At 72.7% G+C, this 24,126-nt stretch carries 23 protein-coding genes; 16 read left to right on the forward strand and 7 right to left on the reverse strand.

The features are described from left to right. Positions 1-12: 12 nt before the first annotated feature. From ABT232_RS21970 to ABT232_RS21990, 5 genes are all read right to left on the reverse strand, one after another. A complete protein-coding gene (locus tag ABT232_RS21970) occupies positions 13-801 on the reverse strand; it encodes an ABC transporter ATP-binding protein (protein WP_351842408.1) in 789 nt (262 codons plus the stop codon). 41 nt (positions 802-842) lie between these two features. Further along, entirely contained in the window at positions 843-1,949 is a 1,107-nt protein-coding gene (locus tag ABT232_RS21975; RefSeq protein ID WP_351842410.1) for an ABC transporter substrate-binding protein, read from the reverse strand. Positions 1,950-2,208: 259 nt separating this feature from the next. After that, complete coding sequence (locus ABT232_RS21980) at positions 2,209-2,310, reverse strand: putative leader peptide (RefSeq protein ID WP_351842412.1); 102 nt, start codon at positions 2,308-2,310, stop codon at positions 2,209-2,211. A gap of 139 nt (positions 2,311-2,449) precedes the next feature. Then, entirely contained in the window at positions 2,450-2,908 is a 459-nt protein-coding gene (locus ABT232_RS21985; protein WP_351842414.1) for an RrF2 family transcriptional regulator, read from the reverse strand. A 120-nt stretch (positions 2,909-3,028) separates the two neighbouring features. Then, positions 3,029-4,258: an acyl-CoA dehydrogenase family protein gene (locus ABT232_RS21990; RefSeq protein ID WP_351842416.1), complete on the reverse strand. Its 1,230-nt coding sequence runs from the start codon at positions 4,256-4,258 to the stop codon at positions 3,029-3,031. 511 nt (positions 4,259-4,769) lie between these two features. On the opposite strand from ABT232_RS21990, the gene ABT232_RS21995 reads away from it, so the two are divergent. The 14 genes from ABT232_RS21995 to ABT232_RS22060 all read left to right on the forward strand — a co-directional run bounded on the left by ABT232_RS21995 (position 4,770) and on the right by ABT232_RS22060 (position 19,178). Further along, positions 4,770-5,906 carry an LLM class flavin-dependent oxidoreductase gene (locus ABT232_RS21995; protein WP_351842418.1) on the forward strand — a complete coding sequence of 379 codons (1,137 nt, stop codon included), beginning with the start codon at positions 4,770-4,772 and terminating at the stop codon, positions 5,904-5,906. Beyond that, on the forward strand, positions 5,903-6,430 hold the full coding sequence (locus ABT232_RS22000) for a GNAT family N-acetyltransferase (protein WP_351842419.1): 528 nt from the start codon (positions 5,903-5,905) through the stop codon (positions 6,428-6,430). The genes ABT232_RS21995 and ABT232_RS22000 overlap by 4 nt, the downstream gene beginning before the upstream one ends. Continuing rightward, positions 6,427-7,371 (forward strand): ABC transporter substrate-binding protein, encoded by a 945-nt coding sequence (locus tag ABT232_RS22005; RefSeq protein ID WP_351842421.1) that lies wholly within the window; start codon positions 6,427-6,429, stop codon positions 7,369-7,371. The genes ABT232_RS22000 and ABT232_RS22005 overlap by 4 nt, the downstream gene beginning before the upstream one ends. 3 nt (positions 7,372-7,374) lie before the next feature. Further along, on the forward strand, positions 7,375-8,364 hold the full coding sequence (locus tag ABT232_RS22010) for an amino acid ABC transporter permease (RefSeq protein ID WP_351842423.1): 990 nt from the start codon (positions 7,375-7,377) through the stop codon (positions 8,362-8,364). Then, positions 8,361-9,125 carry an amino acid ABC transporter ATP-binding protein gene (locus ABT232_RS22015; protein WP_351842425.1) on the forward strand — a complete coding sequence of 255 codons (765 nt, stop codon included), beginning with the start codon at positions 8,361-8,363 and terminating at the stop codon, positions 9,123-9,125. Before ABT232_RS22010 ends, ABT232_RS22015 begins: the two co-directional genes overlap by 4 nt. A 38-nt stretch (positions 9,126-9,163) precedes the next feature. Further along, positions 9,164-10,147, forward strand: a complete 984-nt coding sequence (locus tag ABT232_RS22020) for an ABC transporter substrate-binding protein (protein ID WP_351842427.1) — start codon at positions 9,164-9,166, stop codon at positions 10,145-10,147. A gap of 37 nt (positions 10,148-10,184) precedes the next feature. Beyond that, complete coding sequence (gene ssuE, locus ABT232_RS22025) at positions 10,185-10,742, forward strand: NADPH-dependent FMN reductase (protein WP_351842429.1); 558 nt, start codon at positions 10,185-10,187, stop codon at positions 10,740-10,742. A gap of 47 nt (positions 10,743-10,789) precedes the next feature. Beyond that, the gene (locus tag ABT232_RS22030) at positions 10,790-11,917 is read left to right on the forward strand and encodes an LLM class flavin-dependent oxidoreductase (protein WP_351842431.1); all 1,128 of its coding nucleotides are present in this window, start codon (positions 10,790-10,792) and stop codon (positions 11,915-11,917) included. Between the two features lie 412 nt (positions 11,918-12,329). Next, positions 12,330-13,250, forward strand: coding sequence for a glutathione S-transferase C-terminal domain-containing protein (locus ABT232_RS22035; protein WP_351842619.1), 921 nt, complete (start codon positions 12,330-12,332; stop codon positions 13,248-13,250). A 168-nt stretch (positions 13,251-13,418) separates the two neighbouring features. After that, on the forward strand, positions 13,419-14,615 hold the full coding sequence (locus tag ABT232_RS22040; protein ID WP_351842433.1) for an LLM class flavin-dependent oxidoreductase: 1,197 nt from the start codon (positions 13,419-13,421) through the stop codon (positions 14,613-14,615). Positions 14,616-14,635: 20 nt separating this feature from the next. Beyond that, entirely contained in the window at positions 14,636-16,012 is a 1,377-nt protein-coding gene (locus ABT232_RS22045; protein ID WP_351842435.1) for an NtaA/DmoA family FMN-dependent monooxygenase, read from the forward strand. Then, complete coding sequence (locus ABT232_RS22050; RefSeq protein ID WP_351842437.1) at positions 16,009-17,139, forward strand: LLM class flavin-dependent oxidoreductase; 1,131 nt, start codon at positions 16,009-16,011, stop codon at positions 17,137-17,139. Before ABT232_RS22045 ends, ABT232_RS22050 begins: the two co-directional genes overlap by 4 nt. A 2-nt stretch (positions 17,140-17,141) precedes the next feature. After that, a complete protein-coding gene (locus ABT232_RS22055) occupies positions 17,142-18,269 on the forward strand; it encodes an LLM class flavin-dependent oxidoreductase (protein ID WP_351842439.1) in 1,128 nt (375 codons plus the stop codon). A 222-nt stretch (positions 18,270-18,491) separates the two neighbouring features. Continuing rightward, positions 18,492-19,178, forward strand: coding sequence for a CBS domain-containing protein (locus tag ABT232_RS22060; protein ID WP_351842441.1), 687 nt, complete (start codon positions 18,492-18,494; stop codon positions 19,176-19,178). Here ABT232_RS22060 and ppk2 read toward each other — a convergent pair. Next, complete coding sequence (gene ppk2, locus ABT232_RS22065) at positions 19,142-19,945, reverse strand: polyphosphate kinase 2 (RefSeq protein WP_351842443.1); 804 nt, start codon at positions 19,943-19,945, stop codon at positions 19,142-19,144. The genes ABT232_RS22060 and ppk2 overlap by 37 nt on opposite strands. Before the next feature lie 167 nt (positions 19,946-20,112). Then, on the reverse strand, positions 20,113-20,613 hold the full coding sequence (locus ABT232_RS22070; protein ID WP_351842445.1) for a DUF6069 family protein: 501 nt from the start codon (positions 20,611-20,613) through the stop codon (positions 20,113-20,115). Between the two features lie 331 nt (positions 20,614-20,944). Here ABT232_RS22070 and ABT232_RS22075 point away from each other — a divergent pair, with 331 nt between their 5' ends. Both ABT232_RS22075 and ABT232_RS22080 read left to right on the forward strand, forming a co-directional pair. Further along, positions 20,945-22,702, forward strand: coding sequence for a glycoside hydrolase family 35 protein (locus ABT232_RS22075; RefSeq protein ID WP_351842447.1), 1,758 nt, complete (start codon positions 20,945-20,947; stop codon positions 22,700-22,702). A 116-nt stretch (positions 22,703-22,818) separates the two neighbouring features. After that, positions 22,819-23,883 (forward strand): LacI family DNA-binding transcriptional regulator, encoded by a 1,065-nt coding sequence (locus ABT232_RS22080; RefSeq protein WP_351842449.1) that lies wholly within the window; start codon positions 22,819-22,821, stop codon positions 23,881-23,883. Positions 23,884-24,126 lie beyond the last annotated feature (243 nt).

Below are 24,126 nucleotides of genomic sequence, written 5' to 3' on the forward strand. Positions count from 1 at the left end.
CCGACGGGCGTGTCAGTGCTGGCCATGGCGGCGGATCTCCCCACGCAGTTCTTCGGTGATCTCACGGGACAGCTCGGCCACGGCGGTGTCCTCGATGCGGCGCGGCTGCGGGATGTCCACGGTCCAGGTGCGGGCGATCCGTCCCGGACGGGACGACAGCAGGACGACGCGCTGCGCGAGGCGGACGGCCTCGCGGACGTTGTGCGTGACGAAGAGGACGGACAGCCGCGTCTCGTTCCAGATGCGGGTCAGCTCGTCGTGCAGCACGTCGCGGGTGATGGCGTCGAGGGCCGCGAACGGCTCGTCCATCAGCAGCAGGCGGCTGTCCTGGGCCAGCGCGCGGGCCAGGGCGACGCGCTGGCGCATACCGCCGGACAGCTCGTGCACGCGCTTGCCGTAGGCGCCCTTGAGCCGGACCAGCTCCAGCAGCTCCTCGGCGCGGTCGCGGCGCTCGTTCTTCGGGGTGCCGCGCAGTTTCAGGGCCAGTTCGATGTTCTTGCCGGCGGTCAGCCAGGGGAACAGGGCGTGGTCCTGGAACATCAGGGCCGGGCGGCCGTCGGTCGCGATGGACCCGGCGGACGGCCGGTCCAGCCCGGCGACCAGGTTCAGCAGGGTCGACTTGCCGCAGCCGGAGGCGCCCAGGAGGGTGACGAACTCGCCCGGGGCGACATCGAGGGTGATGTCGTCCAGCACGAGCTGCTGCCCGGCGGGGCCCGCGAACGACTTCGAGACATGCTCGATCCGGGCGGCGTGCCGTGTCGCCGTGACATCCTTCGTGGCCGGTGCTGACGCGAGGGCCATGTCGTCACCTCTCCTGGGGACTCGATGGGGTGCGGTTGTCGTTACTGGGCGCCGAGACCGGCGTCGTCGACCTCGTCCTTGCCCTCGGCCTTGAGGACCTTGTTGAGCAGGGTGAGGTCGTAGATGCCCTTGAGGTTGGGCTCCTCCAGCAGGCCGGCCTTCACCGCGTGCGCCGCCTCGGTGTCGAGGGTGGCGGCCAGCGGGTCGTCGAGGAACGTGACCGACTTCCAGGCCGGGTCGATGACCTCGGCGGGCAGCGCCTTGCCGGAGTCACGCTCCAGCGCGGCGTTGGCGGCGGCCTTCGCGTCCTCGGGGTTGGCGTTGATCCACTCGTTGCTCTTCACCGCGCCGCGCAGCACCGCCTCGACGACGTCGGGGTGCTTCTTCAGGAAGTCCTGGGACACGATGATGTTGGTGATCACGAACTTCTTGTCCGGCCACAGGTCGGCCTCGTCGAGCAGCACCTTCGCGCCCTCGGCGACCAGCTTCGACGCGGTCGGCTCCGGCACCCACGCGCCGTCGATCGAACCGGACTTGTAGGCATCGGGCGTCACCTTGTTGTCGGTGCGGACGACGGAGACGTCACCCTTGCCGCTCTCGGCCTCGACCTTCCAGCCCTGCTCGGCGATCCAGTTGAGGAACGCCACGTCCTGGGTGTTGCCGAGCTGCGGGGTGGCGATCCTCTTGCCCTTGACGTCCTTCAGGGTCTTGATCTTGTCCGGGTTCACCACGAGCTTCACGCCACCCGAGGCCGAACCGCCGATGATCCGCAGGTTCTTGCCGTTCGACTTGGTGTAGCCGTTGATGGCGGGGGAGGGGCCGATCCAGCCGATGTCGATGGAGCCGGAGTTCAGCGCCTCGATCTCGGACGGACCGGCGTTGAAGGTCGCGTACTTCGCCTCGGTGCCGCCCAGCTCCTTCTGGAAGATGCCCTGCTCCCGGCCGACCAGCGCGGTGGCGTGCGTGAGGTTGGGGAAGTAGCCGATCCGCACTTCGTCCGCGGAGAGCTTCTTGGCGTCCGCGGCGACCTCGGTCTGCTGCTTGTCGTCCTCGGAGTCGGCGCCGTAGCCGCAGGCGGTCAGCAGAAGGGGGAGCGCCGCTACGGCGGCGAGGGCGCGCAGGGTGGTGAGCGGTCTTGCGGCAGACACGGAGGTGTCCTCTCAGGGATGGGTGAGCAAAGGAAGTACGTACTGACGGGTGCGGCGTCCTGCCGCACCGGGGCGCGCACCGGCGATCCGCTCGCAGGCCCGCATGGCCGAAAGCCATCGGTGCCGGTGGACGGAGCGTGGGTGTCGCGGAGGTCGATCGCGTGGCTGGATCGCAGCCGTGCCGAGCCCGTGGGGCATGCGGTGGGCGGTGCGCTCGTGGCGCTGTCGCCGGAGCCGGCCGGTGGCGCTGCGGGCGGTCTCAGGCAGGCCGACAGATGGCGCTGGACGTGCGGCCGAGGTCGATGTGGCGGCGCGAGGTCAGGCGGGGCAGCGGTGGGGTGGTGCGGTCGAGCATGCGCATGTTCCCCCCCGTGGATCCCTAGTTTTCCTACCTGGCTGATAGGGATCGTGGCAGAAGGTAGCCCCCACCCCAAGGGGGTGTTCATATGATGGACTGAGTCATCTCAGATCGTGAGAGCTGAGGCCAAAGGTCCAACGTGTCAGGGATTCACCCAGGCATCCGGAGCATCGGTCAAAGCGGACACATCGGCAGGCAGCTCCGCCGCGGCGACATCGGCCAGCGAGACGCCCTCCAGGATCTCGCGCACATTGGACCGCAACGCGATCCAGAGCGGCAGCAACGATTCGGCGGGCCCCGAGTAGGACAGTTCCGGCGGCCTCACACCGCGCACCGAGACCAGCGGGCCGTCCACGACCCGGATGACGTCGGCGATGCTGATCGACTCGGCGGGCTTGGCCAGTCGGTAACCGCCGTTGCCGCCGCGCTGGCTGAGCACGAGGCCGCCACGGCGCATGTCGTTCAGGATGCTCTCGAGGAACTTGTGCGGGATGTCCTGGGCAGCGGCGATGGCCTCGGCCTTCTGGGGCGCGTCATCGCGTGACGCGGCGAGTTGTAGCGCGGCGCGTACCGCGTAGTCCGCCCTGGCTGAGATCCGCATACGTCCATTATCCCGTACGCAGCGGTCCGCGCGCCGCCGCGGTCTGGGCCGATGACCTGCGGCGGACGCCCACCGCCGGACCCTCGCGGCGGCGCCCGCCGGCCGGGCCGGCCGGCATGATCAGATGGGCAGGCCGAACGGCGGGTGCGCGCCGTTCATGAAGTAGTCGCCGACCTCGCGCAACCGGTGGGCCACCGGCTCGTACAGGGTGTGGGTGCGGGCGTTGCGCCAGAAGCGGTCGAGGCCCAGCCGCGAGGAGGTCGAGCGGGCGCCCACGATGTCGAGGGCGCGGACGGTGGCCTCCTGGACGGCCCTGGAGGCGGCGGCCTCCGCCATCGCCACCAGCACGGCCGCGTCCGCGTACTCCTCGAACGTCAGGTCCTCGCCACGGCCCAGCGACCGCTCCACGGCCGCGAGGGCCTGGTCGGTGAGCGCGGACGCGGACCGGGTGAGGACGGTCAGCTCGCCGTAGGCGGTCAGCACATGCGGGTCGTGCGGGGAGCCGACCGGCCAGGCGGGATGCCAGGGCGCGTGGCCCGCCCTGCTGTAGTCACGGGCCTCGCCGAGCACGCCCTCGGCCATGCCGAGCAGCAACTGCACCGACAGCAGCCGGCCGACCGGCGACAGCAGCGCGGCCCGCGGCGACAGCAGCTCCTCGTCCGCGGAGAGCGAGCCGAGCACGTCGTCGTCGGCCACCGGCACGGCGTCGAACTCCACGCTGGCCCCGGCGGCCAGGCGCTGGCCGAAGGTGTCGGCATCGTTGTCCGTCCGCACTCCGGGACAGGCCGGATCGACCACCACGGCGACCGGCTCGCCGGTGTCCGTCCGCACCGCTCGCACGGCGATCCGGTCGGCCACCAGCACGCCGGTGACATAGCTCTGCCTGCCGTCCAGCACATGGCCGCCGGCGGCCGGGGACAGGGCCAGCGGCGGTTCCTGGCGGGCGAAGCCGCCGCCCCAGAACCACTGCTCGGCCGCCGACCGCCCGTCGAGCAGCGCGGCGGCGCCGGGCTCGCCCAGGTGCCGGGCGCTCCAGGAGAGGAAGTAGTGGCCGCCGAGCAGCTGGGCGATCGCGCCGTCGGCCGCGGCTATCTCGCGGACGACGGCGTAGGCCGTCGGCCAGTCCGCGTCGCCGCCGCCGAGCGCGGCCGGCGTCAGCAGGGTCAGCAGTCCCGCGTCGCGCAGCCGGGACACCTCGTCGAACGGAATCTTGCCCGCCTGCTCCCTCGGCACCGCGTCGGTGGCCAGGTCGTCCGCCGTCTCGCGGGCCACGTGCAGCCAGTGCGCACGGCCGGGCACGGTTCGCTCGGGCTCCGCGGCGGAATCGGTCGGCGCAGGCGCAACACCCATGGAAGTGGCTCTCCTCAAGCTCGGCCGCAGAGCGGAGTGGTGGGGCTCTCCTGCTGTGGCATCCGCTTCATCCTGCGCAGCGCCGTGAGGCACCGTCAATACTTCCCTAGTAAATCGATAGGAATTCTGGGAAAGCCTCCGTCCGCCATCCGGGCCGCAGTTGACGGGACGCGATATGTACTGCTCAATTAACCGCATGAATGCCGAGCAGCGCCTGGTCACCCGTGGCCACATCGACTTCGGTCGGGTGTGGTCCGCGGCGTGTTGCGCCTGACGCGGCAGCGGGCCGTCTGACCGGCTCAGCTTTTCTCCAGTGACCTCGTCGCCTCTCGTGTAGGCCGAGTTCACCTTCCGCGGCACCCGTACCGCCACCACCCCTCCCGTCCGAGGCATCGCCCCGGCGTCATCTCCCCCTGCTCACCACCCGGTTCCGCCCCGAGGGCTGCTCAGCCGTGCCCGGACGCCCGTCACGGCCCCGCTCTTCAGAGGACTTGAGGAAAGGCCATCTCCCATGCCCGTGGAGTTCCTTGGCATCGCCGCCACCAATGACGGCTCCGAGACCACCCCGCGCTCCGGCGCCGCCTTCGACAAGGAGTACACACTCCGGCTCGCCCGGGCGCACGAGGACCACGGATGGGACCGGGTGCTGTTCGCCTACGGCTCGGGATCGCCCGACCCGGCCCCGGCGGCCGCCTATGTCGCGGCCCGGCTGGAGCGGCTGCAGATCCTCCTCGCGCACCGGCCCAACGTGTCGTACCCGACCTTCGCGGCGAAGACCTTCGCCACCCTCGACCAGATCAGCGAGGGCCGGCTGGCGGTGCACTTCATCACCGGCGGCAGCGACCACGAGCAGGCCCGCGAGGGCGACACCCTCACCAAGGACCAGCGGTACGCCCGCACCCGCGAGTACATCGGGATCGTCAAGAAGATCTGGACCATCCACGAGCCCTTCGACCACGAGGGCGAGCACTACCGCTTCCACGACTTCGTCAGCGATGTGTTCCCGGCCCAGCAGCCGCGTCCGAACGTCTCCTTCGGCGGCTCGTCGCCCGCCGCGTACGCCGCCGGCGGCGCCGAGGCCGACATCTACTGCCTGTGGGGCGAGCCCCTGGAGAAGACCGCCGAGCAGATCGAGGCCGTGAAGGCCGCCGCGAAGGCCGCCGGCCGCACCGACGTGCCCCGCATCCAGGTCGCGTTCCGCCCGATCATCGCCCCCACCGAGGAACTGGCCTGGGAGAAGGCCCACCGCACGGTCGGCGCGATCAAGGCCCGCAAGGCCGGCGGCGAGGCCGTCACCAAGCGGCACAACGGGCAGGCGAAGCCGCAGAACACCGGCTCGCAGCGGCTGATCGCCATCGCCGAGGCCGGGGAGCGCTACGACCGCGCCCTGTGGACCCCGACGGCCGCCGCCACCGGCGGCGCGGGCAACTCCAACGCCCTGGTCGGCACTCCGGAGACGGTCGCCCAGGCGCTGCTGGACTACTACGACCTCGGCGTCGACATCCTCTCCGCCCGCGGCTACGACCTGCTGGGCGACGCCATCGACTTCGGACGGTACGTGATCCCGCTCGTCCGCGAGGAGGTCGCCAAGCGCGACGCCGAACGCGCCGCGCGCGGCACCCAGGCCCTGGCGGCGGTGCGGGGATGACGTCCGCTCCCGACCTGACGGTCGTCCAGGTGCCGGTCTCCGACCCGAGAGTGCGGCCGCTGCTGCGCGAACTCGGCGACGAGTACTCCACCCGCTACGGCAAGGACGCCCACGCCGAGCTGGCCCGCTACCCCGACGATGAGTTCACGCCGGCCCACGGCGGCGTCCTGCTCCTGCTCCTCGAAGCCGGCGCACCCGTCGCGGGCGGCGCCTTCCGCCGGTACGACGCCACCACCGCCGAACTGAAGCGGATCTGGACGCACTCGGCGCACCGGCGCCGCGGACTGGCCCGGCGGGTCGTCGCCGAACTGGAACGCGAGGCGGCCGGCCGCGGCTACCGGCGCGTCTTCCTGACCACCGGGCCCCGACAGCCCGAAGCGCGCGGCCTGTACCTGGCCACCGGCTACACACCGCTGTTCGACACGGCCGCCGACCCGGAGACCATCGGCCCGCTGCCCTTCGAGAAGCACCTGACGCAGGCCCCGCGCACCACCCCACCCACCCGAGAGGCGGCCGCCCCGTGAAGCTCCGAACCACCGTGTCCAGACTCGGCATAGCCCTGCTGCCCCTGCTGGCGCTGACCGCCTGCGGCTCCGGCGGCACCTCCGGCACCACCGCCGTGGGCGCCCAGGCCTCCCCGGCGCCGACCGACGACCCGGTCGCCCAGGTGCGCAAGGTCGACTCCATCGCCACCCTGCTGCCCGCCGAGGTACGCGAGTCGGGCACGCTCACGGTCGGCAGCTCCGTCGGCGCCCCGCCCAGCGCCTACTACCCGAACGGCTCGGACAAGGCGCCCCAGGGCCTGGACATCGACCTCGCCGACGCCGTGGCCAAGGTGCTCGGCATACGGCTGGAGCGGCAGGAGGCCTCGTTCGAGTCGATCCTGCCCGCGCTCGGCAGCGGCAAGTACGACGTCGGCACCGGCAACTTCGGTGTGACCACGGAACGGCTGGAGAAGGTCGACTTCGTCACCTACATCAACGACGGCCAGGGCTTCGCGGTGAAGAAGGGCGACACCGCGCTCAAGGGCAAGGTCAGCGACCTCACCCAGCTGTGCGGGCTGACCATCGGCACCGGCGCCGGCACCACCTTCGAGGCGACCCTCGCCGAGCGGAAGGGCGTGTGCGCCGAGGCCGGCAAGAAGCCGTACGACGTCAAGGTGTACTCGGAGAACGCGGCGACGCTCACCGCGCTCCAGCAGGGCCGTATCGACGTGATCATGTCGACCATCAACGGGCTGCGCCACCAGGCGGCCCAGCCCGCCTCCCAGACCACCTTCCTCGGCGAGTTCCACCGCCTCGACGTCGGCTTCGCCTTCGACAAGGGCTCCAAGCTGACCAAGGCGTTCCAGGCCGCCGTCAACCAGCTGATCGAGGACGGCACCTACGACCGCATCCTCGACAAGTGGGGCACCTCCGCCTCCGCGATCGAGACGTCGCGGATCAATCCCCCCGAGCACAGGTGACCCATGAGCAGCGACACCATCACCCAGCCGACCACCGCCCCGGTCGACGACCCGGCCCCCCTGAAGGTCGTACCCGCCCGCCACTACGCCCGCTGGGTGGCGGCCGCCGCCGTGCTCGTGCTGCTCGCCCAGTTCGTGCACGGCCTGGCCACCAACCCGGTCTGGGAGTGGGGCGTCTTCGGTGAGTACGTGCTGTCCGAGACGATCGTCCAGGCGGTGTGGGTCACCCTCCAGCTGACCGCCTACGCCACCGTGCTGGGCTTCCTCCTCGGCACCGTGCTGGCCTTCATGCGGCTGTCGCGCAGCCCCGTGCTCCAGACCGTGGCCTGGACCTACATCTGGGTCTTCCGGTCCATCCCGATGATCGTCCAGCTGGTGTTCTGGTTCAATCTGAGCGCCCTGTACAAGGAGTTGGGGGTCGGCATCCCCTTCGGGCCGGTGTTCTTCTCGGTCGACAGCAACGACCTCATCGGCACCATCGGCGCCGCCGTCATCGGGCTGACGCTGCACCAGGCCGCCTATGCCGCCGAGATCGTCCGCGGCGGGGTCATCGCCGTGGACCAGGGGCAGCTCGAAGCGGCCGCCGCGCTCGGCATCCCCCGGCTGCGGCAGATCCGCCGGATCGTGCTGCCGCAGGCCATGCGCGCCATTCTGCCCACCGCGGGCAACGAGATCATCGGCCTGCTCAAGGGCACCTCGGTGGTCTACGTGATGTCCATCGGCGAGCTGTTCTACCAGGTGCAGGTGATCTACGGCCGCAACGGCCGGGTGATCCCGCTGCTGCTGGTCGCCACCGCCTGGTACGTGGTGCTGACCTCCCTGCTGTCGATCGCCCAGTACTACGTGGAACGGCACTACGCGCGCGGCGCGAACCGCACCCCGCCGCCCACCCCGCTCCAGCGCGCCCGGCGCCGGCTGCGCGATCTGCGCGCCGCCGCGGCCCGGCGTGAACAGCCCGTCGTACCCCTGAAGGTCCTGGGAGAGAGCCGATGAGTCAGGTCATGGTGGACGTCCGCGGCGTCCACAAGAGCTTCGGTCCGCTGGAGGTGCTGCGCGGTGTGGACCTCCAGGTGCGGACCGGCGAGGTCACCGTGATCCTCGGCCCCTCCGGCTCCGGCAAGTCCACGCTGCTGCGCACCATCAACCACCTGGAGAAGGTCAACAGCGGCTGGGTCAGCATCGACGGCGAGCTGATCGGCTACCGCCGCTCCGGCGACAAGCTGCACGAACTCAAGGAGAAGGACGTTCTGAAACAGCGCACCCACATCGGGTTCGTGTTCCAGAACTTCAACCTCTTCCCGCACCTGACCGTGCTGGAGAACGTCGTAGAAGCACCGGTCTCCGCGCTGCGCCGCCCGCGCAAGGACGCCGAGCGGGCCGCCGCCCGGCTGCTCGACCGGGTGGGACTCGCCGACAAGGCGGACGCCTACCCGCGCCAGCTCTCCGGCGGTCAGCAGCAGCGGGTGGCGATCGCCCGCGCGCTCGCCCTCGAACCGAAGGTGCTGCTCTTCGACGAGCCCACCTCCGCGCTCGACCCGGAGCTGGTCGGCGAAGTCCTCGACGTCATCAAGGACCTCGCCGCCGGCGGCACCACCATGATCGTGGTGACCCACGAGATCGGCTTCGCCCGCGAGGTCGCCGACACGGTGGTGTTCATGGACGGCGGACTCGTCGTCGAGCAGGGGACGCCCGCCGCCGTCCTCGACAACCCGCGCCACGAGCGCACCCGCGCCTTCCTCTCCAAGGTCCTCTGACCACCCTCGACCCGCTCACGCCCGCAAGGAGAACCACCGTGTCCACCACCCTGACCCGCCGTACCACCGCAGCGGCCCTCGGACTCGCCACCGCTCTCGTCCTCGCCGCCTGCGCCAACCCCGACGACGGCGGCACCACCGAGGTCGCGGACACCAAGGGCGTCACGACGAAGATCAACACCAGCCCGGACCAGGACCGCGTCACCACCGAGAAGGTCGACTCCATAGCCGCCCAGGTCCCGGCGGAGATCCGCGAGAGAGGCACCCTGGAGATCGTCCACTCCTCCAGCTCCTCGGCGCCGCTGAACTTCTACGCCACCGACAACAAGACCGTCATCGGCGTGGAGACCGACATCTCCCACCTGGTCGCCGACGTCCTCGGACTGAAGCCCGAGGTCAACACGGTCTCTTGGGAGAACATCTTCGTCGGCCTCGACAGCGCCAAGTACGACGTCGGCTTCAGCAACATCACCGTCACCGAGGAGCGCAAGGAGAAGTACGACTTCGCCACCTACCGCGAGGACAACCTCGGCTTCGAGGCGAAGAAGGGCACCGGCTGGAAGATCGACGGCCCCGAGGACGTCGCCGGCAAGACCGTCGCCGTGGGCAGCGGCACCAACCAGGAGAAGCTGCTCATCGAGTGGAGCAAGGACAACGTGAAGGCCGGCCGCGAGCCGGTGGACATCAAGTACTACCAGACCGACAGCGACACCTACCTCGCCCTCCAGTCCGGCCGCATCGACCTCTACCTCGGCCCCAACCCGACCGCCGCCTACCACGCCGCCACCTCCGGCAAGACCGAGGTCGTCGGCACCTACTCCGGCGCCGGCGCCACCCTCCAGGGCCTCATCGCGGCCACCACCAAGAAGGACAGCGGCCTGGTGAAGCCGCTCGCCGCGGCGCTGAACGAGGTCATCGAGAACGGCACGTACGGCAAGGTGCTCAAGCGCTGGGGCCTGTCCGACGAGGCCGTCACCACCTCCGAGCTCAACCCGCCCGGCCTGCCCCGGACCAACAAGTAGCCGCTCACGTCCACCCCAGCTCTTCGAAGGGTTCGCCATGGCCACCGTGCTGTCCGTCTCCGGAAGTCCCTCCGCCACCTCCCGCACCGCCCGGCTGCTGCGCCACCTCGACCTGCGGCTCGCCGCGCAGGGTCACGAGGTGATCCCGCTGGACGTCCGCACCCTCCCCGCCGAGGCCCTGCTCGGCGCCGACTTCCGGCACCCCGCGATCGCCGAGGCGACCGCGCTGTTCGACCGCGCCGACGGCGTCGTGATCGGCACACCGGTGTACAAGGCCGCCTACTCCGGGCTGCTGAAGTCGCTGCTCGACGTACTGCCGCAGTACGCCCTGGTCGGCAAGACGGTGCTGCCGCTGGCCACCGGCGGCACCACGGCCCATGTGCTGGCCATCGACTACGCGCTGCGCCCGGTGCTCAGCTCCATGGGCGCCGCCCACATCGTGCAGGGCTGGTTCACGCTGGACAAGGACATCACCGCCGCCGAGGACGGCACGCTGACCGTCGCCCCCGGCGCGTCCGAGGCCCTGACCCAGGTCGTCGACCAGTTCGCCGAGGCCCTCGGCAGCCGCACCGCCCTGCTGGCGGCCGCCGGATGACCGCCCCGCCACCCGCCGCCCACGACGAGCGAGAGGCCTGATCCGCCGTGAGCCTCACCTTCCACTGGTTCCTGCCCACCAACGGCGACAGCCGGCATGTCGTCGGCGGCGGCCACGGCAGCCCGGCCACCGCCGCCGCCGGGGACCGGCCGCCCAGCGTCGGCTACCTCGCCCAGATCGCCCGCGCCGCCGAGGACCTGGGCTTCACCGGCGCGCTCACCCCGACCGGCGCCTGGTGCGAGGACGCCTGGCTCACCACGGCGATGGTGAGCCGGCACACCGAGCGGCTGAAGTTCCTGGTCGCTTTCCGGCCCGGCTTCGTCTCCCCGACCCTCGCCGCGCAGATGGCGTCCACCTTCCAGCGGCAGTCCGGCGGACGCCTGCTGCTCAACGTGGTCACCGGAGGCGAGAGCAAGGAGCAGCGCGCCTACGGCGACTTCCTCGACAAGGACGCCCGCTACGCCCGTACCGACGAGTTCCTCCAGATCGTCCGCGAGCTGTGGGACGGACGGACCGTCGATCTGACCGGTAAGCACCTCAGCGTCGAGGGCGCCCGGCTCGCCAAGGTGCCCGAGCCGCGGCCGGCCGTCTACTTCGGCGGCTCCTCGCCCGCCGCCGGAGAGGTCGCCGCCCGTCACGCCGACGTCTATCTGACCTGGGGCGAGCCGCCCGCGGCCGTCGCGGCGAAGATCGCCTGGATCCGCGAGCTGGCCGAGAAGGAGGGGCGGACCGTCCGCTTCGGCATCCGGCTGCACGTCATCACCCGCGACACCGCCGAACAGGCGTGGGCGGAGGCGCGCCGGCTGCTGCGCGGATTCGACCCGGAGACCGTCGCCGCCGTCCAGGCCGGGCTGGCGCAGAGCGAGTCCGAGGGGCAGCGGCGGATGCTCGCGCTGCACGGCGGCCGGCAGGACAGCCTGGAGATCCATCCCAACCTGTGGGCGGGCATCGGCCTGGTGCGGGGCGGGGCGGGCACCGCGCTGGTGGGCAGCCACGCCGAGGTCGCCGAACGGATCGCGGAGTACCACGGACTGGGCATCGAGGAGTTCGTCCTGTCCGGCTACCCCCACCTGGAGGAGGCGTACTGGTTCGGTGAGAACGTCCTGCCGCGGCTCGCCGCCGGAGGACTGTGGAGCCGGCCCGCGGGCGCGGGCACGGGAGGCCGGGCGGTCTAGGGGCACCTCCGCACCGACTACGACCGGCTTCCAGCATGTGAGACGGCCGACGAGACCCGTGACCGCCCCCTTGACGGGTCACGCAGGCCGCCTGACACTCCCTAAGAGATTCCCTAGCGGATGGGTAGGAAAAGATGGAGCGTCCGGAGTCGTCCGCCGACCGCGCCGCGCGCGCGGGGCGGCCCGCTCTGCTCCTGACCTCCCGCCGCCACATCGATCTCCTGCGTGTCTGCAGCGCCGCAGGCGCTTCGCACTGAATCGCGGGTGCCCCTCGGCACCGCGTCCTCTCGCGTCCGGGTACGCGCCGAAGCCGTCGCGCGCCCGCACGCCCCCGTGCGCCGCTCGCCGCGCTCCGTACCAGAAGCCGCATCCGGATCCAGGGAGACACATGCCCGCCGCACCCCTGACCAACATGCCCGCCGCACCCCTGACCGCCAGGCCCGCCGTCCCCTCGACCACCAAGCCCGCGCCGCCCGCCTTCCGGGGCCGGATCGGCTGCGACGCGAGCAGCGGCTACTACGCCGCCCCGCGCCGCTACCGGCTGCACCTCTCCCTCTCCTGCCCGCGCTCGCTGCGGCTCGCCATCACCCACAGCCTGCTCGGCCTGGAAGCCGACCTCCCCGTCACACTGCTGCCGTCCGTGCCCGACGGCCCCGACGGCGGGCACCTGGCCCTGCGCCCGCTGTACGAGGCCAGCGCGCACCGCCACCCCGGCCCCACCGCGGCACCGGTGCTCAGCGACGACTGGACCGGACGCATCGTCAGCACCCACGCCCCGGACATCCTGCGGGACCTGGCCCGGCACTTCGGGCGGCATCGCGCCGACCGGCCCGCGCTGTACCCGCGCGGCACGGAGCGGGAGCTGGAAGCCGTCGAGCAGCTGTGCGCGCACGGCGTCAACGAGGCGGCGCAGCAGGCCGGGCGGGCCGGCGCCGACGCCGACGAGCACCGCAGGGCACTCGCCCGGCTGCTCGGCGCGCTCCGGCAGCTGGACGGGCGGCTCGGCTTCGACGAGTTCGTCCTCGGCGACCACCTGACCGTCGCCGACGTCCATGTGTGGGTCGCCCTGGTCCAGCTCGACACCGTGCACCGTCTGCACCTCGACGCCGCAGCCGTCCACCGCGTCGCCGACCATCCGCACCTGTGGGCCTACGCCCGCCGGCTGGCCGCCCGGCCCGAGTTCGGCGGCCACCTCGACCTGCACGGCATCGCCCACCGCCACCACGCCCACTGCCAGGGGCTGGAGGCCGCGGGCGCCGCCGTGCAGATCCTCGACTGGGCCGCGCACATCGCCCACGGCGCCGCGCGCCCCGCCCCGCTCTGTTGTTCCTGATCCTCCTGACGCATTCCGACGCCGCCGGGCCCTCCCCAGGGAGGGCCGGCGACCCCTCAGCCCCCAGGCACCCACGCGCTCACCCACCCGGGCACCCATGCCCAGGCCTCAGGTCGCCCGAGGTGCCGCACATCTCCCCAGGTCCTCCCAGGAAGGCACCACACGCCCGTGTCCGCATCCGCGCCCCTGCACCTCGCCGTCGCCCTCGACGGCACCGGCTGGCACCCCGCCTCCTGGCGGGAACCGGCCGCCCGCCCCCGCGAACTGTTCACCGCCGGCTACTGGGCCGACCTCGTCGCCGAGGCCGAACGCGGCCTGCTGGACTTCGTCACCCTCGAGGACGGCCTGGGCCCGCAGTCCTCGCACTGGCTGGACCCGGACGACCGCACCGACCAGGTCCGCGGACGCCTCGACGCCGTCCTCGTCGCCGCCCGGATCGCCCCGCTCACCCGGCACATAGGCCTCGTGCCGACCGTGGTGGCCACCCATACCGAGCCCTTCCACATCTCCAAGGCGATCGCCACCCTCGACTACGTCAGCACCGGCCGCGCCGGCCTGCGCGTCCAGATCACCGCCCGCCCCAACGAGGCCGCCCACTTCGGCCGCCGTCCCGTCCCGCGCATCGAGTCCTACGACGGCCCCGCCACCCTGGACATCGTGGCCGATCTGTTCGACGAGGCCGCCGACCACGTGGAGGTCGTCCGCCGGCTCTGGGACAGCTGGGAGGACGACGCGGAGATCCGGGACGTCGCCACGGGCCGCTTCATCGACCGCGACAAGCTCCACTACATCGACTTCGAGGGCCGCCACTTCAGCGTCAAGGGCCCCTCCATCACCCCGCGCCCGCCGCAGGGCCAGCCCCTGGTCACCGCCCTCGCCCACGACACCATCCCCTACCGGCTGGTGGCCCGCGCCGCCGACGTCGGCTTCGTCACCCCGCAGGACACCGGCCACGCCCGGGCCGTCGTCGGCGAGATTCGCGCCGAGCAGGAGGCGGCCGGACGCGCCGCCGAAGTCCTGCACGTCTTCGGCGACCTCGTCGTCTTCCTCGACGACGACCCGGCCGAGGCCGCCGCCCGCCGCGACCGCCTCGACACCCTCGCCGGCGAGGAGTACACCAGCGACGCCCGGATCTTCGCCGGCAGCCCCGCCCAACTCGCCGACCTGCTGGAGGAACTGGCGGCGCCGGGCCTCACCGGGTTCCGGCTGCGCCCCGCGGTCGCCGCGCACGACCTGCCCGCCATCACCCGCGGCCTCGTCCCCGAACTCCAGCGCCGCGGCGCCTTCCGCCGCGCCTACGAGGCCGACACCCTGCGCGGGCTGCTCGGGCTGACCCGCCCCGCCAACCGCTACGCCGCCGCCTGAGCGGAAGCAGGAGACCCATCATGAGCAAGCCGCTGAAGCAGATCCACCTGGCCGCCCACTTCCCCGGCGTCAACAACACCACCGTGTGGAGCGACCCGGAGGCCGGCAGCCATATCGAGTTCAGCTCCTTCGCCCACTTCGCGCGCACCGCCGAACGCGCCAAGTTCGACTTCCTCTTCCTCGCCGAGGGCCTGCGCCTGCGCGAACAGGGCGGGAAGATATACGACCTGGACGTCGTCGGCCGCCCCGACACCTTCACCGTCCTCGCCGCGCTCGCCGCCGTCACCGAGCACCTCGGTCTGACCGGCACCATCAACTCCACCTTCAACGAGCCCTACGAGGTGGCCCGCCAGTTCGCCAGCCTCGACCACCTCTCCGGCGGCCGCGCCGCCTGGAACGTGGTCACCTCCTGGGACGCCTTCACCGGCGAGAACTTCCGCCGCGGCGGCTTCCTCCCGCAGGAGGAGCGCTACTCCCGCGCCAAGGAGTTCCTCGCCACGGCGAACGAACTCTTCGACTCCTGGCGGGGCGACGAGATCGTCGCCGACCAGGCCACCGGCACCTTCCTGAGCGACGCCAAGGCCGGCGCCTTCGTCCACGAGGGCCGGCACTTCGACATCCACGGCCGCTTCAACGTGCCCCGCAGCCCCCAGGGCCGCCCGGTGATCTTCCAGGCGGGCGACTCCGAGGAGGGCCGCGAGTTCGCCGCGTCGAGCGCCGACGCGATCTTCAGCCGGTACGCCACCCTCGACGAGGGCCAGGCCTTCTACACGGACGTCAAGTCCCGCCTGGCCCGCCACGGCCGCCGCCCCGACCAGCTGCTGATCCTGCCCGCCGCCAGCTTCGTGCTCGGCGACACCGACGCCGAGGCCGAGGAGGCGGCCAAGGAGGTGCGCCGCAAGCAGGTCAGCGGCGCCACCGCGCTCAAGCACCTGGAGTTCGTCTGGAACCGGGACCTGTCGTCGTACGACCCGGACGGCCCGCTGCCCGACATCGACCCCGACCCCGCCGAGCACCACATCGCCCGCGGTCGCGCCCAGGTGCGCATGTACCGCGACCCGGTCGCCACCGCCCGCGAGTGGCGGGCGCTCGCCGAGGCCAACAAGTGGTCGATCCGCGACCTGGTCATCGAGACCGGCAACCGGCAGAGCTTCGTCGGCACCCCCGAGACCGTCGCCCGGACCATCGACCACTTCGTCCAGGCCGACGCGAGCGACGGCTTCATCCTGGTCCCGCACCTCACCCCCACCGGCCTCGACGAGTTCGCCGACAAGGTCGTCCCGCTGCTCCAGGAGAAGGGCGTCTTCCGCACCGAGTACGAGGGCACCACCCTGCGCGACCACCTCGGACTCGCGCACCCCGACGACGACCCGCGCACCGAACGGGCCGCGTCGTGAAGTTCCTCGCCATCACCCTCATCGTGCACGCCCCCGATCCGGTCACCGGTGTCCAGAAGCCGACCACCGACCGCTTCCGCGAGGTGATCGGCAACGCGGTGCTGGCCGAGGAACTGGGCTTCGACGGCTTCGGCGTCGGCGAACGCCACGAGCGGCCGTTCATCTCCTCCTCGCCCCCGGTCGTGCTCAGCCACATCGCCGCGCTGACCTCCCGGATCCGGCTGTTCACCGCCGTCACCACGCTCAGCCTCCTCGACCCGGTGCGCGCCTACGAGGACTACGCGACCCTCGACCACCTCTCCGGCGGCCGGCTCGAGCTGATCATCGGCAAGGGCAACGGCGCCGCCCAGCGCGAGCTGTTCCACGTCACCCCCGAGGACCAGTGGGAGCGCAACGCCGAGAGCTACGAGCTGTTCCGCCGGATCTGGCGGCAGGACAAGGTCACCGCCACCCCGCGCTTCCGGCCCGCGCTGACCGAGGCGGAGGTGTGGCCGCGGCCGCTCCAGCGGCCCGTCCGGGTCTGGCACGGCAGCGCGACCAGCCGCGAGTCCGTCGACCTCGCCGCCCGCTACGGCGACCCGCTGTTCTCGGCCAACGTCACCCACCCGATCGAGCCGTACGCGGAACTCGTCCGCCACTACCGGGAGCGGTGGGCGCACTACGGCCACGACCCGGCCGCGGCCGTCGTCGGCGCGGGCACGGCCGGCTACCACGCGGCCCGCACCTCGCAGGAGGCGATCGCCGCCTACCGCCCGGTGTTCGAGGGGCAGCTCGCCTTCCAGAAGCGGCTGGGCGTCGAGCCGGTGTTCGCCACCCTGGAGGACTTCGTCGAGCGCAGTTCGGCGCTGATCGGCAGCCCGCAGCAGGTGATCGAGAAGGTGCACCGCTACCACGAGGCGTTCGGCCACTCCGTCCTCCACCTCCAGGCCGACGCCGGCGGCCTGCCCCAGAGCCGCCACCGCGCCTCCCTGGAGCTCTTCCAGTCCGAGATCGCGCCCGTCCTGCGCCGCGAGATCCCCGACCCGCCCTTCCCGTGGGCCCCGGTCGACGCCGCGGCCGACGCCGAGTCCGCGCCTAAGGCCCAGCCCGAGGCCGAATCCGCGCCCCTACCCGCCAGGAGCACCTGACCATGTCCCGCACACCCCTCGGCGTGCTCGATCTCGTCCCGATCCCCTCCGGCTCCACCGCCGCCGACGCCCTGCGCAACTCCGTCGACCTCGCCCGCCAGACCGAGCGGTTCGGCTACACCCGCTACTGGTTCGCCGAGCACCACCTCAACCCCGGCGTCGCGGGCACCTCACCCGCCGTCGTCCTGGCCCTCACCGCGTCCGCGACCTCCACGATCCGGATCGGCTCCGGCGCCGTCCAGCTCGGCCACCGCACCGCCCTGTCCGTCGTCGAGGAGTTCGGGCTGATCGACGCCCTGCACCTCGGCCGGCTCGACCTCGGCCTCGGCCGCTCGGGCGGCCGCCCGAGCGCGCCACGGGACGGCGACCGCCCGACCACGGTCCCCGTCGTCGACGGACGCGCCCCCAACGGCCTGCTCATCCCGCCCCGGTTCTCCTTCGAGCACCTGATCGACTCGCCGCGCTTCCGCCTCCAGCAGCAACTCCTGCGCCAGCCCGGCGCGCAACCCCAGGAGTACGGCGAGCAGGTCGACGACATCCTGGCGCTGCTGCGCGGCGACTACCGTTCCGCGGACGGCGTCGAGGCGCACGCCGTGCCCGGCGAGGGCGCCGATCTGGAGGTGTGGATCCTCGGCAGCAGCGGCGGCACGAGCGCCGAGGTCGCGGGCCGCAACGGTCTGCGGTTCGCCGCGAACTACCACGTCAGCCCGGCCGGCGTGCTGGAGGCCGTCGAGGGCTACCGGGCCGCGTTCCGGCCCTCCGACCACCTCGACAAGCCGTACGTCACCGTCTCCGCCGACGTCGTCGTCGCCGAGGACGACGCGACCGCCCGCGAACTGGCCACCGGCTATGCCCCGTGGGTCCGCAGCATCCGCAGCGCCGAGGGCGCCATCCCCTTCCCGACCCCCGACGAGGCCCGCGCCCACCGCTGGACCGACGCCGACCGGACCCTGGTGGCCGACCGTGTCGACACCCAGTTCGTGGGCTCCCCGGGCCACGTAGCCGACCGGCTGGAACAGTTGCGGGAGGCCACCGAGGCGGACGAGCTGCTCGTCACCACCATCACCCACGACCACGCCGACCGGGTGCGCTCCTACCGGCTGCTCGCGCAGGAGTGGCACCGCCGCTGAGACGGGGAGCGGTGGCGCCGCCGTCGTGACCGGCGATGGCGACGCCGCGGGGACGGGTGCGTGGCGCCGCCGCTGGGACGGGAGCGGTGGCGGCGCCGCCCGGCCGGCGTGACGAGGGACGTTCGGCCCGGCGGCCGGGGCCGTTCGACCGAGGCGGGCCGGGCGGTGCGTGGCGGAGGCTGGGATCAGGAGGTTCGTACCCGCTCACCACCGGAGGCCGTCATGTCCGCGACTCCGCACCTCGTGGCCGATGTGCTGCCCCACACCGTCGTCGCCCTCCGCCGTGAGGCGACGTTCACGGACATCGTCCGGACGATGCGGCGGGAGCACACCGGCGCGCTGCCCGTCCTCGACGGCGCGCACCGGGTGCTCGGCGTCGTCTCCGAGGCGGACCTGCTGCCCCGGGAGGAGTCCGGCGCACCGCTCCGGCGGCCACCGGTCACCGGCCCGGCGGGCGCGGTGACCGCCGAACAGCTGATGACCGTCCCGGCCGTCACCGTCCCCGTCGACGCCACCCTCTCCGAGGCGGCCCGGACGATGGTCCGGCACGGCCTGAAACTGCTGCCGGTCGTCGACGGCGAGGGCACGCTGCGCGGCGTGCTCAGCAGGGCCGACCTGCTCGCGGTGTTCCTGCGGGACGACGAGGACATCGCCGAGGACATCCGCCGCCAGGTCGTCGCGCCGCTCTTCCCCGCGCTGCCGGAACCGGTCGAGGTGCGGGTGCACCGCGGACTGGCGACCCTCAGCGGACGCGTCGCGGACGCCGCCCTGATCCCCGTGGCCGCCCGTCTCACGGAGGCGGTGGAGGGCGTGGAGCTGGTGGACTGCGCGCTCCTGGGCCCGGTGGAGGACCAGGAACACCGCGCGGCGGCTCAGAGGCGCGCCGCGTGGTCGGGGACGTACGTCTGAAGATCGCGCGGCGGACGCTCGTAGCCGGTGGACGGCGGGCGCTCGGGCAGTTCCAGCACCGCGGGCGGCACCTCGCGGTACGGAACGGAGTCGAGCAGATGAGCGATCATGTTCAGCCGCGCCCGCCGCTTGTCGTCGCTCTCCACGACGTACCACGGGGCCTCGTTGATGTCGGTGTGCACCATCATCGTGTCCTTGGCCCGCGAGTACGCCTCCCAGTGGGTGATCGACTCCAGATCCATGGGGGAGAGCTTCCAGCGCCGCAGCGGGTCCTCCAGACGGCGCCGGAAGCGGTCCTGCTGCTCGGCGTCGCTCACCGAGAACCAGTACTTGCGCAGCAGGATGCCGTCCTCGACCAGCATCCGCTCGAAGATCGGGCACTGGCGCAGGAAGCGCTGGTACTCCTCCTTGGTGCAGAAGCCCATCACGTGCTCGACCCCGGCCCGGTTGTACCAGCTGCGGTCGAACAGCACGATCTCCCCGCCCGCCGGCAACTGCTCCACGTACCGCTGGAAGTACCACTGGGTGCGCTGCCGCTCGGTGGGCTTGGGCAGCGCGGCGATCCGCGCGACACGCGGATTCAGATGCTCCGTGACCCGCTGGATGGTGCCGCCCTTGCCCGCCGCGTCCCGTCCTTCGAAGACCACGACGAGCCGCGCGCCCTCCGCCCGCACCCACTCCTGGAGTTTCACCAACTCCGCTTGCAGGCGCAGCATCTCCTTCTCGTACGTCTTGCGCGGCAGCTTCGCCGCCTTGTCGTCGGCCATGGCGTCTCCCCGCTCGACCGGGCGCGCTCACACGTCCCCGGGCTCGAACACCTGGACAGCACCGTAGTGGCCGCCGGGCGGTCGCGCACGGCCTGACGCCTCTCGGTGCCGCGGTCCGAGCCGGCCACGGCCCGGCGAACGCGAGGGCCGCCGGACCAGGCCCCGCGTCAGAGGCTCCGTCGCGTGGCCCCCCGGCCGACCGCCGACAGCAGCGATCCGAGGGCGGCGCCGATCGCCAGATACACCACGCCGGTGCCCACCTTGGGCTCCAGCGCGCCGCCCGTCCGGAACGGCAGCAGCACCAGGGCCGCGGTGACGAGGGTGATGATCCAGCCGAGGTACCGGGCGGGGCGCGGCGTGGTGAGGATCAGCAGATGCAGCAGCCCGGTCGCCACCAGCGCGACCACCGCCGTGCCGCACGCCAGCAGCCCCGGCGACAGGCCCCCGGCCGAGGTGTCGCCCTCCGGCGTGAACACCTGGAAGCCCAGCGCGCCGCGCACCACCGTCACTGCGGCCACGGCGGTGAGCCCGGCGACCCCGGCGGTCATCACTCCGCCGGCCCACAGCCGGGTGATGTCGAGCCGGGGCGCGGGCGGCGGGGCGTCCGTGGCGGGGCCACCGCCGTACGGCGTCTGCTGCGGACCGTAGGGCTGGTTCGTGGGCTGCACGTTCGGTCTCCTCGCTCGGGACGGGTGCGCTATGCGTACCCCCTCACCGCCGCGCCGCTGCCCGCGCTGGCCCGTTCGGGGCAGCGGAGGCCGTACGGGAGCTGACTGGAAAGCGCTTGCCCGAGACCGTGTGGGAGATCTTGACGCCGGTAATGTTACCGGTAACATTCATGCCCGCCGCCTCCGTGCCCCCGCCTCCGCGTCCGCCGCTTCCGCGCCCTCCACTCCACGCCTGCCGCCTCCGTGCCCCCGCCTCCACGCCCCCCGCCTCCACGCCCCCCGCCTCCGCTCCCGCCGACTCCCGTGCCCGCCTCCGCCGAAGGGACCGCCCATGCCCGCCCTGACCACGACCACCGACGGATTCCTGCTGCGCGGGGAACCGCTGCGGATCATCTCCGGCGCGATGCACTACTTCCGGATCCACCCCGAGCTGTGGGCCGACCGGCTGCGCAAGGCCCGCCTGATGGGCCTGAACACGGTGGAGACCTACGTCCCCTGGAACCTGCACCAGCCCGACCCCGACGGCCCCGTCGTCCTCGACGGCATCCTCGACCTGCCCCGCTACCTGGCCCTCGCCCAGGCCGAGGGCCTCCATGTGCTGCTCCGCCCCGGACCGTTCATCTGCGCCGAATGGGACGGCGGCGGCCTGCCCTCCTGGCTCACCGCCGACCCGGACATCCGGCTGCGCAGCAGCGACCCGCGCTTCACCGGCCCCGTCGACCGCTACCTCGACCTGCTGCTGCCCCCGCTGCTGCCGCACATGGCGTCGGCCGGCGGCCCGGTCGTCGCCGTGCAGGTGGAGAACGAGTACGGCGCCTACGGCGACGACACCGCCTACCTCGGCCACCTGCACCAGGCGTTCCGCTCACGCGGCGTCGAGGAGCTGCTGTTCACCTGCGACCAGGCCAAGCCCGAGCACCTCGCGGCCGGCAGCCTGCCCGGCACCCTCGCCACCGGCACCTTCGGCAGCCGGATCGAGGACAACCTGAGGCGGCTGCGCGCCCACCAGAGCGAAGGCCCGCTGATGTGCACCGAGTTCTGGATCGGCTGGTTCGACCACTGGGGCGAGCCGCACCACACCCGCAGCGGCGACGACGCCGCCGCCGACCTCGACCGGCTGCTCGCGGCCGGCGCCTCGGTCAACATCTACATGTTCCACGGCGGCACCAACTTCGGCTTCACCAACGGCGCCAACCACGACCACGCCTACGCCCCGGTCGTCACCTCCTACGACTACGACGCCCCGCTCACCGAGCACGGCGACCCCGGCCCCAAGTACCACACCTTCCGCGAGGTCATCGCCCGGCACGCCCCGGTCCCCGCCGAACCCGTGCCCGCCCCGAGCCGCAAACTCGCCCCGGCCGACGTGACACTGGACCGGCGGGCCGCCCTGCTGCCGTACGCGGCCACCCGCACCGAGCCCGTGCGCGCCACCGGTGCCCCGCTCACCCTGCACGAGCTGGGCCTGCGCGCCGGCTACGTCCTCTACCGCACCACCGTCCCCTCGGCCGGCGACGGCATCCTGCACTTCACCGGCGGCGTCGGCGACCGCGCCCAGGTCTTCCTGGACGGCGCCCCCGCCGGCGTACTGGAACGCGAACGCCACGAGGAGACCCTGCCCGTGCGCGTGCCCCGCCCCGGCGCCACCCTGGAGGTGCTGGTCGAGAACATGGGCGGCGTCAACTACGGCCCCCGCATCGGCGCGCCCAAGGGGCTGCTCGGCCCGGTCGCCTTCGACGGCACCGCCCTCGACGGCTGGGACTGCCACCCGCTGCCCCTCACCGGCCTCGACGGACTGCCCTTCGGGACCGGCCCCGTCGCCGGACCCGCCTTCCACCACGGCACCTTCGAGATCGCCGAACCCGCCGACGCCTTCCTCGCCCTGCCCGGCTGGACCAAGGGCCAGGCCTGGATCAACGGCTTCCACCTCGGCCGCTACTGGAACCGCGGCCCCCAGCGCACCCTGTACGTCCCCGCCCCCGTGCTGCGCCCCGGCGCCAACGAACTGGTCCTGCTCGAACTGCACGCCACCACCACCCACCGCGCCCGGCTCACCGACACCCCCGACCTCGGCCCGGAGCAGCCCTGACGACACCCCGCGCACCGGCCGGGGCGCCCCGTCTCCGCCCGGCCTATCCTGTGGATCCGCCGGGCGGGACGCGCATCCCGCCGCTCCGACCCGAGGCCGAAGGACGAGAACGCGCCATGACCCGCAGCACCGCCGACGGCCCGGCCCGGCCCGGGCGCAGCCGGCGCAGCTTCGCCGGCGCCCGCCCCGTCATGGACGACGTCGCCCGGCTCGCCGGAGTGTCCAAGCAGACCGTCTCCCGCGTCCTCAACGACCATCCGGCGGTCCGCGCGCAGACCCGCGCCGCCGTCGTCGAGGCCATGCGCACCCTCGGCTACCGCCCCAGCCGCAGCGCCCGCTCGCTGGCCAGCGGACGCACCCGGATGCTCGGCGTGATCTCCTTCGACGCCGCCCGCTACGGTCCCGCCGCCATTCTCACCGCCGTCGACACCGCCGCCCGGCACGCCGGTTACCTGGTCGTCTCCATCGCCCTGGACACCGACGACCACGACACCGTCGTCCGCGCCCTGGACACGCTGTCCGCCGAGGGCGCCGACGGCGTCATCGCCATCGCCCCGCAGCGCCGGATCGGCAACGCCCTCGCCGAGGCCCGCCTCGACACCCCCATGGTGGTCCTGGAGAACGACCTCGGCGGCCGCACCCCGCTCGTCACCGCCGACTCACGGGCGGGCGCGCGGGCCGCCACCGAACATCTGCTGGACCTCGGCCACACCACCGTCCACCACATCGCCGGACCCACCGGATGGACCTCCGCGGAGGTCCGGCTGGAGGGCTGGCGCACCACCCTGACCGAGGCCGGCGCCGAGGTGCCCGAACCCCTCGTCGGCGACTGGAGCGCCGACTCCGGCCACGACCTCGGCCGCCGCCTCGCCGAACGGCCGGAGGTCACCGCGGTGTTCGCCTCCAACGACCAGATGGCCCTCGGCCTGCTGCGCGCCCTGCACGAGGCCGGCCGCCGCGTCCCCGACGACGTCAGCGTGGTCGGCTACGACGACATCCCCGAGGCCGCCCATCTGCTGCCCCCGCTGACCACCGTACGCACCGACTTCGCGGAGATCGGCCGCCGCGCGCTGCGGCTGCTGCTGGACCGGGTCGACGGCGTCGACGAACCCCGCGTCGACCCCGTCGTGCCGGTGGAACTCGTCGTGCGCCGCAGCACCGGACCGGCGCCCCGGCCCTGACCCGCCGCAAGGCGTGGGACGGCGCACGCTCGGGGGCGGACGGCGCAGGGGCCGGAGCAGTGGCCCGCCGACGCATGCGCCCTGTCCCGGCCGTCCGCCGGGCGCCTACAGTGTGGCGCCACGGCTTCGCACCGGCCGTTCGACACGGCCGGGGGAGCCGCCTGCGACGGGCCGACGACCGCCCGCGCACCAGACACCACCCCGTGAGTTCGCTCGGACCGCGCGACCGAGTGCGCGCGGCAC

The sequence above is a fragment of the Streptomyces sp. NPDC001532 genome, assembly GCF_040298625.1.
In the GTDB taxonomy this organism is placed as follows: domain Bacteria; phylum Actinomycetota; class Actinomycetes; order Streptomycetales; family Streptomycetaceae; genus Streptomyces.